Here is a 13,053-nt window from a genome sequence, read left to right on the forward strand (position 1 = left end):
AAAGAGGATAGTAGCGACACTGTTCGGATCGAGAGTCCAGGTGAGACCGGTATCATCTATGTCTGAGCCATAAGGCGTCAGGCCAAAGGTAGCCGGGGTGTCTTCGGGGGTAGTAAAGTCATCGCAGACAGGGTCGATCACCGGCGGATCATTGACCGGCCTGATGATGATGGTCACATCGGCCTTGATATATTTTGCTCCTTCAGAATCGGTCAGGATAAGGGTTATGTCGTCCTGACCGTGCTGGTTAGGTTGAGGAACAATGGTCAGAAGTGTATCCGATAAATTAGCCTCAAAGAGACCGGTATCTACGCTGGTGAGACTTATTGACCAGGTAAGAGCAGTCAAGTCTCCATCTGTGCCATAAGGACTCAGGTCAAATTCAGCCCGAATATCTTCATCTACCATAAAATCATCGCAAGAAGGATCGATAAAGGGCGCATGATTGACGTGGTTGACAATGATGGTCACATCTTGTTTGACATCCTGATCCCCGGACGGATCGCTCAAGATGAGGGTTATATCCTCCTGGCCGTGAGAACCGGAGATGGGGTTAATAGTAAGAGTATCAGCAGATATGAGGGCTTCAAAGAGGGTGGCGTCCACCGTATCCGGTTGTATGGACCAGGTGAGATTGGTATCATCTACATCCAGCCTGTATTGGCTCAGGTCAAATCCAGTTGGGGTATCCCCATCCACCATAAAATTATCGCAGGCAGGATCGATCACCGGCGGGTCATTGACCGATGCGACTATCACGGTCACCTCGGCTTTGGTATCTTGCTCCCCATTGGGGTCAGTGAGGATGAGGGTTATATCGTCCTGGCCATATTGGTTGGGAAGTGGGATAATAGTTAGCCGGTTGTTGACCACTTCAGCCGTAAAGACCAATCCGCCATCTGAAGCAGTGTCAACAGTGTCCGGGTCGATGCTCCAGGTGAGACCGGTATCATCCACGTCCGACCCGTAAGGGCTGAGGTCAAAGTCGGCCGGGGTGTCTTCGGGGGTAGTAAGGTCATCGCAGGCAGGATCGATCACCGGCGGGTCATTAACCGGGGCGACTATCACGGTCACATCGGTTTTGGTATCCTGACTTCCCTCCGGATCGGTCAACCAGAGGGTTACATCGGCCTGACCATATTGGTTGGGAAGTGGGGTAATAGTTAGCTGGTTGTTAGCTACCTCAGCCGTAAAGAGGGTAGTATCGACACTGTCCAGATCAATGTTCCAGACAAGCCAGGCGTCATTTACATCAGAGCCATAGGGAGTCAGGTCAAAGGTAGCTGGGGTATCTTCGGGGGTAGTAAAGCCATCGCAGGCCGGGTCGATTACCGGCGGGTCATTAACCGGGGCGACTATCACGGTCACGTCGGCTTTGGTACTCTGTTCCCCATTGGAGTCAGTGAGGATGAGGGTTACATCGGCCTGACCATATTGGTTGGGAAGTGGGATAATAGTTAGCCGGTCGTTGGCTACCTCAGCCGTAAAGAGGGTAGTATCGGCACTGTCCAGATCAATATTCCAGACAAGCCCGGCGTCATCTACATCGAAACCATAAGGCGTTAGGTCAAAAGTAGTTGGGGTATCTTCGGGGGTAGTAAAGCCATCGCAGGCAGGGTCGATCACCGGCGGGTCATTAACCGGTGCGACTGTCATGGTCACGTCGGCTTTGATATCCTGACTTCCATTCGGATCGGTCAACCAGAGGGTTACATCGGCCTGACCATATTGGTTGGGAAGTGGGATAATAGTTAGCCGGTCGTTGGCTACCTCAGCCGTAAAGAGGGTAGTATCGACACTGTCCAGATTAATGTTCCAGACAAGCCCGGCGTCATCTACATCGAAACCATAAGGCGTTAGGTCAAAAGTAGCTGGGGTATCTTCGGGGGTAGTAAAGCCATCGCAGGCCGGGTCGATCACCGGTGGATCATTAACCGGGGCGACTGTCATGGTCACGTTGGTTTTGGTATCCTGATTTCCATTCGGATCAGTCAACCAGAGGGTTACATTGGCCTGACCGCACTGATTGGGGAACGGATTAATGGTCAGGCGGTTGTTGACTACCTCAGCCGTAAAGAGGGTAGTAGCGGCGCTGGCCGAATCGATGCTCCAGACCAGCCCTGTGTCATCCACATCAGAGCCATAGGGAGTCAGGTCAAAGGTAGCTGGGGTGTCTTCAGGAGTAGTAAAGCCATCGCAAGCAGGATCAATAACCGGCGGATCATTAACCGGTGCGACTGTTACGGTTACGTCGGCTTTGGTATCCTGCTCCCCATTGGGGTCAGTGAGGATGATGGTTACATCGTCCTGACCATATTGGTTGGGAAGTGGGATAATAGTTAGCCGGTGGTTGGCTATCTCAGCCGTAAAGAGGGTAGTAGCGGCGCTGGCCGGATCAATGCTCCAGACAAGCCCTGTGTCATCTACATCAGAGCCATAAGGCGTTAGGTCAAAGGTAGCCGGGGTGTCTTCAGGGGTAGTAAGGTCATCGCAGGCCGGGTCGATCACCGGCGGGTCATTAACCGGGGCGACTATCACGGTCACATCGGCTTTGGTATCCTGTCCCCCATTGGGGTCGGTAAGGATGAGGGTGATATCGTCCTGGCCAAATTGATTGGGCTTCGGAATAATGGTAAGCAGGTTATTGGCTGCTCCGGCCTCAAAGATGGCGGTATCTACACTTCCTGAATCCAGAGACCAAACAAGAAAGCCGGAGTCCTCGACATCTGATCCGTAAGGGGTCAGGTCGAGTTCAAGCCGTGTATCTTCCAGGGTAGACAGGTTGTCCAGGGAAGGATCAATCAGGGGTGGGGTATTCTCAGTGTCAAGGGGATTAGTGGCTGCTGTGACCTGATTAGAAGTGTCAGAGGTGTTGCCCACCTCATCTTTGGATTTAAGGGCAAAGTAATAAGTGGTCTCAGGAATAAGGCCGGTAATGGTAAAGGACTCTGTAGAGCCGGCCGGAGAAGGCCCAGGTTCGCCGCTTACCTGGGTGGCCGAGTCCCAGCCGGCTTCAATAATAGGCGAAGTCGAGTATCTAAGCTCGTAGACAAAGGTCTGGCCGATATCTCCATCATCTCCGGGGGCCGTCCAGGTAAGCGAGATGGTAGTAGTAGTTACCCCGCTGGTGTTCAGATCATCTACCGCGGCCGGGGAGGTATTATCCGGATAGTAATAGATGGTCACCCGGCCGGCGCCGCTGTTGTCGGCATAGTCAGTGGCCGTGACCAGGAAGGTGTTGGTGTCAGGGACAAGATCGACGGCAAAGACGAAATTGGCGGTATCACCGCTGTTCCACTTTTCGACATCTATGGCGATGGCCTTCACGCTGGTTCTGTTATCCGTGGCTATCCCGCTGATATTCACCTGGGGCAAAGAGGTGCTGGCCCCATCAGGGGGAGAAAGGATAGTCACTGCTGGCGGGGTATGATCAATGGTCAGCGGCCCTCGGCTGTAAGCAAAAACCGCCGGATTGACCCCGTCATCGATTCTTCCATAAAGGTAATAATTCCCTTCTGTTAACAATGAAGTATCCCAGGAATAGGCATCGGTCTCATCGTCTTCCGAAATCCCGGCCACAATCTGGATACCATCGCCGCCGGTATCGTCCTTGTCATAGAAGAGGCTGATGGCCGCGTTATCTTCCAGATCATAGTCAGACCAAGTAATACGGTAGGAATTATTAGCAGCCGCCCCACTTGGAGGGGGTGAAGTAATATTCAGAGAGGGCGGGGCATTATCGCCGCGGAGGGTTTTGTAATCACCGTAGTCGTGGACGGCCAGGCCCAAAAAGCCGGTATCGGGATCGAATTCGTCTAAAACCACGGCCAATTGTTCCTCCATAAAGGTGACCCCTTCCTCGTAGAAGGTGATGGTCTCCGGTTCGTCTGCCGGCGGGGAAGTGTTAACCCCGATTATCACCCCCTTGCCGGCGGCGTTGGCTGTCTGGACCTCCCCCTCTGCCCCGGCGATGATCCCGGCCGTATCATCTCGGTAGTCCATAATAGTCACCCAATCCCCTATTTGTTGGACATCCTGGGTAGAAGTTACTTCCGAGCCGGTATCGGAATCAGTGTCATACCAATAGGGGATGTCACAGTTTAAGGTGATGTTCGGCTCATATCCCGCATTGAAGGACAACAGCTTACTCCTGCAATTGGTCAGCAGGGTTTTATACTCCTGCCAGTAGGTAGAATACTGGGAATTCCAATCTGAGAGGGTGTAAGGCTTCACGTCGAGGTGAAAGCCGTCGAACCTCTGACTGGGGAGGCCGGCCTGATTAAAGGAGATGATAGCCTCGCATCGGGCCTCGCCCTCGGGTCGATGGGCCGGTGTGGCCCAATTGGGGTCGCCGCAGAGATATTCTATCCTGAAACGGCGGGCATGGGCCTCGGTCAAAAAGTTCCTCACCTGATTCGGATTAGTCGTGACAAGATCGCCGGCTGAAATAAAGAAGGCATTTACTGATTTGGTAGAATCCCCATGCGGGGAGGAGCAGAAGTCAAAGAGGTCGGTTCTGGCCGGGCCGGCGTCATTGATAATATCAGCCGCTTCCGGATTCCATATCCAGAGGGCCCGAAGGCGGGGTGTCTTAGTGTGGGCCACATTGGAGATGTCCGACCAGTTGCCTAAGCCATCCTTTGATTTCAGGGCGAAGTAGTAGTCGGCATCCGGCTGGAGGCCGTAGATGGTAAAGCTCTCCGGGGAATCGGCTACTTGTGGAACCGGCTCCCCCACGGCTTGAGCCGCCCCATTCCAATTGGCCGCCGTGATCTGGGTCAAGGAGTATCTGATATCATATTCCACGGCGCTCGCCGGGGCGGTCCAGGCCAGGCCGGCCATACTTGGTCCTGTATCGGAAAGGCTAAGGTTGAAGACCACCGGCGGTGGGGTCCGGTTTATGGTTAGTGGCCCGCTGTAATGATAGACCGGGGTGTTGACCCCATCGTCAATCTTCCCGTAGATATAATAAGTCTCTTCCGGCGTTTGGGAGGTATCCCAGGAATAGGAATCGGTTTCATCGTCCTCGGAGATTCCGCGGATGATCTCTTGGCCATCGTGGCCGGTATCATCTCTGTCATAATAAAGGGTAATACCGGCATCCAACTCCGGGCAGTGGTCGAGCCAGGTGATAGGATATGTCCCATTAGTGGCTGCTCCGGTTTGGGGCGGCTGGGTAATAGAAATCTGCGGCTCGGTAGGGAAATGATAGGAAATAGTTAGCTTGGGCCTGTCTAATGGAGTCGAATAGTTTCGGCTATAAAAGAAGGAATTGCCGGCCACCTCCGGAGTAATAAAGAGGCCGTAATTGGCCGAACCGTTATTGGCCCAGGCCTGCACAAGGGAAGGCGTGATAGTAAGCGAGCACACCTCGTTGGCCCCCACTGTTTGAAAAGAGCCGCAGTCAGTGGCCCTCCGGTCAAAAGCAGAGTCCGGTGGGGCTGTATCGCTGGTCGCCCCTAAGCCTGAAGAATTCCAGGCGGTGCCGGTCTTTCTCGAATTCCAGGTGGCTTCCATTTCTTCCCAGTCCTGAAGCACCTCGTAGGCCTTGAGGGTATGCCCGGAAGAATAACTTGCCCAGACCTGCCTCAGAGAGATGAGCGCCGAGTCGATAATCGCCCCGGAAGGCAGACTTGAGATATTCCATTTAATCAGAAATCCCTCCAGAGGATGGGTGGCCTCGATATTGGAGGCGTTTCCAAAGTTAGCATTCGGATCCTGGTAATAGGTAGAGACAGTGGTATCCAGGCAGCCAGTGTAGGAAGCATCCGGCAAGGCCCCATTCTGGAAGGAGATGGTTACTATTTCGGCCTGGGTAAAAACTATATGCCCCTCTGAGACCGCCTCATTTCCAGAGGGATCACGGCTCCTTATCCGAAGATGGTAGGTAGTATTGGGCAGGAGTCCGGAGAGGTCTATCCGGTGAGAGGTAAGATAGGTCGAATCAGAGGCCGTGGAACCATAAGCTAATGTCTGTCCAAAGTCAACGATAGAATCGGCTGTCTCATCGGTTGACCACTGGACGACCGCCGAACGATCCGATACATTAACCATCTCCACATTAGAGATCACCGGCGGGGTGGTATCAGGGGCGGTCGTGGTAAAGGCGGCGTCTCCTGATAGGGCCAGGTTGGCCGAGGGATCAGTGGACCGGACCCGGTAGTGATAAGTAGCGCCGGCAGAAAGACCCTGGAGGTCGATCTGATGGCTTCTGGTCGGCCTGGTATCGTGAGGGCTAAAAAAGCCGTAATTGGTATCCGGACCGTATTCTACCTGGGAGGCGGCCAGCTCATCCGTAGTCCAAGTTATCCTGGCCCCCTCACCGGTGATGAGGGAGTGGGTCACCTCCGAGATGACCGGCGCGGCCGTATCAAAGTAGGTGATCTCTAAGACAGGCCGTAAAGAGGCATCAACCGCCTCGCTGGAAGGAAAGAAATTGCCGGTAGGTGAATTAAGATTAGCCGTAGCCAGGAAAAGACCCTGATTGGGAAAACTGCCCTCGTTCCAGCCGACCACAGCCGGGGTCACATCCCAACTAAACCAGTGAGTCGAAGAGGTGAAGGGATTGACCGTAATGGTGTCAAGGGGATCGCTTGAAACCGTGGTGATGTCTGCCCCACCCAGCCTCCAGGGAGAACTCCGATTGAACCAGTCAGCCCTGGTTCGATCCCAATCACCCAGGTTATCAGGGTCAGTAATCCGATAGGCCAGTATTTCCTGAATATTACTCTCACCCCCCGAAATAAAGTCGGTATATAATTTAAGGTTCGCTTGAGAAATAACAGATTGAGGCGGCAGATCAGATAGATCGAAATAAAGCACGGCCATTCGCTTCCAGTGAGTGTCGCCCCCCGGTGTAACCCACAGTTCGTGATAGGTAGGATAACTGCCTGTCCCATTGACAATAAAGGAGGTGTCAAAACAGGTCCCTGGATAATCAGAGGCGGAGTTCTCCCCCCAGATTTCGGTCTTGACCGAGGTGGCAAAGGTCTGGTCGCCTGAGACGGCCTCATTGGACTGAGGCGCCCCATCCCGGCTCCTTACCCGGAAGTGGTAGGTAGTATGGTGATTAAGGCCGGTGAGGGTGATGGAATGATGGGTGGTCAGGCTGGGATCGGTGACCTGGTTTCCGTAGCCGGCATTGAGGCCATACTCTACGCCGGATGTAGACGGCTCATCGGTCTGCCAGGTAATGGTGGCCTGATCATTGCCAATATTAGAGACGATTATCTCGGAAATAACCGGGGCAGTGGTGTCCGCCTCTATCGTGGTAAAGGTCTGATCCGCTGAGGTGTTGGCATTATTTGAGCCATCCGTAGAGATGACCCGGTAATGATAAGTGGTGAAGGCCAAAAGCCCGCTCAGGGCAATCGAATGGCTGGTCACAAAGCTCCCCTCCTGGGCAGCCTGACCGTAAGAGGTAGTTGTCCCATACTCGACTTTAGAGGTGGAGGCCTCATCAGTCGTCCAGGTGATGGTGGCCACATTCTCTCCAATATTGGAATGGGTTATGTTGCTTATCTGGGGCGGGGTTTGATCAGCCGCCGTGGTAAAGGTGCCATCATTGGAGACAGATTCATTGCCCAGGCTATCCCGGCTTCTGACCCGGTAATAGTAGGTAGTGGAGCTGACCAGGCCGGTTAAGGTTACCGTGTGATTAGTGACCAGAGCCGGATCGAGGCTGGTGGTATTAGCGTAATCAGCCGATAGGCCATATTCTACCTGCGACGTGGCCCCTTCATCGGTTGTCCAGTTGATCCGGGCTGAGACATCGGTCACATTAGAGGCATTCACCCCGCTAATGACCGGCAGGCTCCGGTCAACCTTAAGGCTGCCCTTGGAATAGTCGGATACAGTATCCAGACCGTGGCTCATCCGGCCGTAGATGTAATATTCACCCTCGGCCAGGCCTGAGATATCCCAGGTGTAGGAGTCGGTTTCATCATCTTCGGATAGGCCGGCGGCAATAAGCACGCCGTCGTAACCGACCTGATCAGTATCGTAGTAGAGGCTGATAGTGTTGCTATTGTCCGGATCAAGGTCAGTCCAGGTGATATCAAAGGAGTGGTTGGCCGTCTTACCTCCGACCGGTGGAGAGGTGATCTCCAACCTCATCACGGGCAGATCAAATCCGTAGGTAATCTCTAGAATAGGCCGCCAGGAGGCATTAGACTCTTCCGCCGAGGCAAAGCTATTGCCCCCTGTGCCATCAGGATAGATCATCATCCCCTGGTTGAGATAGGTTCCGGCCACCCAACCAGCCACGGCCCCAGTCACATCCCATTCAAACCAGTGGTCGGGATCGAAGGCATCAACCCGGACCGCATCTACTACCAGGCTGAAACAGGTATCAATATCTCCATCACCGCGGTTGCTCCAGGGTAGGCCTGTGTTTCTGTTACGCCAATTGGCCAGAGCGCCGTTCCAATCACCCAGGCCGGCCGGGTCAGTGATCCGGTAGAGCATGCCCACAAGGGGGCTGTGCCAATAAGGGTAAGTAGCATAAAGCCTTAAGGTGGCCTGGGTGACGGCGGCCTCCTGGGGGATGGCCGACAGGTCGAAGTCCAGGAGGATCGCATGGTTGGAAGTCAGATACAACCAGGCAGAAGTGGGATAATTATCAGGGCTGTCAATAGTCAGGTAACTGTCAAAACCGGTCCCCGCGTGGTCGGATGAGGAATTTTCACCCCAGATTTCTTGCCTGGGGGTGATAAAGCCTTGGGTTGAGGAGACCGCCTCGTTGTCTGAGATGTCGCGGCTTTTTACCCGGTAGTAATAGGTGTCTCCCTCATCAAGGCCGGAGAGGGTGAGGCTGTGTGAGGTGACCATCGTGGTGTCAAGGCTGGCCGAACCCAGAGATGGTGTCTTCCCGTATTCCACCTGCGAGGTAGCCAGCTCATCGGTCTGCCATCTGATGGTTACAGAATTGGGTAGGGGATTGAATAGCCTCAGCTCTGAGATGACCGGGGCCGTGGTGTCAGAACTGGTGGTGGTGAAGGTGTAATCAGGCGAGGCCGTCGAGTTTCCAAAGCCGTCAGTAGCCATAATCCGATAATGATATTCGGTTAGCGGAGACAGCCCGTTAAGCTGAAGACGGTGGTTCTTGACTGGATTAGTATCCGACAGACTTGAGCCATAGCCCGTATCCGGGCCATACTCGATAGTAGCCGTGGAGGTCTCGTCAGTAGCAAAGGTAATCACCGCCGATTCGCTTCCTACAGGCCCAGCCTGGACATCCGAGATGACCGGCCCGGTCGTATCCGGATGGGCAGATTCATACATATAGGCCTGGCCGAATCTGAGCATGAAACCAGCCCCTTTGGCCGCAGACTGACCACCATAATAGGGGGGATGATCCGGATAGTTAAGGTAATACTCGAAGGCTCTTTTGGCATAATCATAGTATTTCTTATCCCTGGTCAAGCGGTAGGTGTATGTCCAGCCATCAATCAGGGTCTGGGTGTTGGGTGAGCCGACATAGGCTATCCCATTTTGCCGGGAATAGATATAATTCCCTTCCTTATTGTTGGGGTAATCAGTCCACCAGTGGCCTGTCCCGGCCGGCCAGACATTTCCGTATCCATCACCTATCGGCTCATCAATCCACAGCTCATCAATAATAAAATCGGCCATCTTAATCAGGGCATTCTCTGCCTCAAGATCGGGCGCCGATGCGTCTCTCTTGGCCAGACAGTATTCACCCAATCCCTCCATCACATAGCCCATCGCCCACGGACAGAGGGAACCGTCAGGTTGGGTTAGTGCCCCGTTCTCCTGAACATACGGCAAGAGACAGTCGTAAACAATGGATCTGGCGCCATTAAGATAGGCGGCCTCATAGCCGGTGGCCTCATAAAGCTCCATCATGCCGCATAGAGACCAGCCGATATTGCGGGTTTCTACATAAAGGCCGGGTGTAGTACGGCCAGAGATATATTGGCCTATCTCTTTGGCCGCGACCAGGGCCTCAGGATCGCCGGTCAACTGATAACGGAGCAGGAGACCATTAAGCCACATGTGACTGGGAAGCGGCGCCCGGCTGTGGTCGGTGATCCCGCTGGCATCATGCTTATGGGGGCCATGATTAAAGACACTGGCGTTTACATCCCTATCGGTATGGTAGATGTCGATGTCCCGCATGTGTTGGCTCATATATAGGCCGTTGTCAAGAAAGGCAAGGTCGCCCTTTCTCAGAAATTGATTGAGCATACACCAGCCAAAGTCGAACTCGTTGTTTCCCCAGTAGCGGGTTACCTTGTCTCCATCTCGATAGCTGTCCCCAAAGTTCCGCCAGCCGTAGCAGTCGGAATTTTCTCGCTCGTTCTCGATACCGCTGACCGATACATCTGCCCAGCCTTCGTGGATAAGAAAGTTGGTGTAATCTTCAGGGGCGGTAGTCTTAAGGGTTTCGCAGTAATATTCAGAGGTGCATCGGCTAAATAGGGGGTAGTGGAAGGATTTGGCGATGTCTTCAGATTGAGCCTCGGAATGATTGCCGGTGTGAAAGTAGTAAAAGACCTCATGGCCCTTGTGCTGTCCGGCTCGAAAGAGATGGGGAACGGCCCAGTCATCCGGCCAGAGACCGACATAGACCTCCCCGGAGTCGTTGACCTCAAGGCTCTTGGGGAAATTCTGCCAGAAGAGCCGGCAGCCGGTGGTCAGTCCCCAATTGGCATCTGAGATGTCCGTCCAGCCCTCGGCCTTTAGGCCAGATTCGACCTCACGGCCGTCGTGGTAGATCTTGTATCCCTGAAAGGTCGTCTCCCAGCCCTCGGCCGGCTCCCAGTGTTCCCCCCCAGATGAGTCCTGGTAAAGAGAGACCCTCTGGCCCAAGGCCAGGGCGCTGCTGTAGTCAAGATTGCCGCCGTCTCCACCCAAGGCACAGGATTTAGCGCCGGAAAGGGCCGGGTTGGTCCTTAGTGAAAGGTCCTCGAATTCGATATACCCGTAGCCCAAATTCGCCTGATTCGCATCCGAGCCATTGCCGTTCTTGAGGTGGAAGTCCACCTTGACAAACCCCTTTTCGGCAAAGGCCGTGATGTAGGCGGTGTATTTCAGGAGGTCCTCGCCGGTGCTGGGGCCGTTGACGGCCTTGGGCCAGTCTCCGTCCTCAGACCTGAAACCGCCCTGAATGCGGATGACCACCTTCAGGGGGCCTTTCTCGACAATCTCCGTGGTTTCAACCGGGCCAAGTGAGGAGTAAAATCTCTTGCCGGCGGCATCGGTGATGATCGCCCCGTCATAAGGATTGGAAGGGACTATCTGTTCGCTCGGGACGAACTGTCCGTCGGTGTTCTTATCCATCCAGACGCCGTCGAAAAGGTTGCCAGTGGTCTTGCTGACCATTAATCTTAAGGGGCCGGTGACCACTGTGATCTTGCCTGCATCTTCCTCTGCCTTAAGGGGAGAGGCCGAATAGGCACCTGTGGCCAGGTTGTAGCCGGCTGTCCCATTAGCGGCCACATCGGCCTGAAAATCGACCAGCAGCCACTTGACCGAGCCGTCATCCCAATGGGAGAGGGGCCTGGCCTGGATGCCGCCGGAATACAGGGTTCCAGAAGCAGTCAACATCCCTTTGGGCAAAGGCAGGCCGGAGGTCACCGGCCAGTGGGTTCTGGCTACGCCGGCCCTTTCCTCTACGGTCAGGCCTATATCCAGGCCCGGTAAGGGTCCGTCAGGTGTGACTACCGGCACATCCGCCAGAGGGGTATCCGGCGGATAATTGACCCGGATGGAGTTAAGACTGTATACCTTACTGGCACTTAGTGACCATATTATAATAAAGGCCAAGATTAATCTATACATTTTCTATTAACACCCTATCCCTCTCCCATCAAGGGAGAGGGAATTTTGCTTTGTCTCCCAACTAACTGCTTAACTTAGTTTTGAGTAGTTACGGGTAGAGCCTCTTTTCCCCCTCACCTTAAATCCTCTCAGAGGGTAGGGTGGGGGGGATTGCTTCTACAAGAGACCAACCTATCAAATCAAATGTGACGCTACACTACCCCTTTTTTAAGCAGCAATTTTTATGCCAACCTACCGCATAAAAAAATATTTTACCGCCTGGCTATGGTTAATTCCTTATTTTATAAGAAGCTCTCCATCCTAATCTAATCTGATTATCAATCAGCCCAGGCTGGCTCTGTGTGAAATAATTTTACCATGCCGCTCTCATCTTTGTCAATTTATATTCAATAACCCCACCAGCAGCTTCCGCTATGCGCCACCTTTTACTCCAAGTCGGCGAAAGTTCCGGGGCGGTTTCAGCCGGGTTCGAGGATTCAAGGGTTCAAGGGTAGATTTCTGTTAAAGTTATCCTGTAACTACTTAGCCACCAAGACACTAAGTCACGAAGAAAAATTGACAATAGCCCACCGATGGAATTTTTTTGTTGACTTAGGATAAAATTTCTGCTAAAATATCTTCATAATGTGTAAAAATGAATAAACAGTCCAAAACCACTCAAAAGCAAATTCCTATAAGAGTTGAAAAGACTTTGGAGGTGAAGGATTATGGCTACTAAAAGTATTTTCAGTTTGCCAGGGATAATGGAAAGAATGATGCGTGCTTTAGTAAAAAGTGGGTATTATGATAGTGAAAGTGAAGTATCCAAAGAAGCTTTTAGGGTTTTATTAGAGGTCAGGCCAAATCTTAAAATAGAATCAGCAATCCAACTTTATAAAGATAAGGAAGTATCTTTAGGTAAAGCAGCAGAAATAGCAGGGGTTTCTACTGTGGAGTTTAAAGATATTATAGCCGATAAAGGAATAATTCGGGAGATAGGACCAAGAAATAAGAAAGAATTTGTTGGGGGATTAAAACTTATAGAGGAATTACGAAAGTGACCTCGCTCATCTTTGATACAGATGTGATAAGTACTTTTTCTAAGATAAAGCGGATTGAATTACTAAAAGATTTATTTCCTCAAAGAGGCTGTTTAAAAATTAGCAATATGATTGGGGAACACAACTTCCCCGCTGTCAAAATCAGCATGTGCCGACTTTTTCAATAGTCGTGCAGAATGAGCAAATCAATACTAAAGCCAATGGATAA

At 52.6% G+C, this 13,053-nt stretch carries 2 protein-coding genes; one reads left to right on the top strand and one right to left on the bottom strand.

Annotation, left to right across the window (positions count from 1 at the left end; genetic code table 11):
• Nucleotides 1–11,805 (bottom strand): fibronectin type III domain-containing protein (locus tag AB1797_06640; GenBank protein ID MEW5767291.1); only part of this gene is annotated, 11,805 nt, incomplete at its 3' end.
• Nucleotides 11,806–12,512: 707 nt separating this feature from the next.
• Here AB1797_06640 and AB1797_06645 point away from each other — a divergent pair.
• Entirely contained in the window at nucleotides 12,513–12,845 is a 333-nt protein-coding gene (locus tag AB1797_06645) for a UPF0175 family protein (GenBank protein MEW5767292.1), read from the top strand.
• The last annotated feature ends 208 nt before the right edge of the window (nucleotides 12,846–13,053 follow it).

Source organism: bacterium (assembly GCA_040753085.1).
In the GTDB taxonomy this organism is placed as follows: domain Bacteria; phylum UBA9089; class JASEGY01; order JASEGY01; family JASEGY01; genus JASEGY01.

Bases quoted from the DNA above. Each gene is read 5' to 3' on its own strand.
- AB1797_06645 (MEW5767292.1), top strand. From the start codon at position 12,513: ATGGCTACTAAAAGTATTTTCAGTTTGCCAGGGATAATGGAAAGAATG.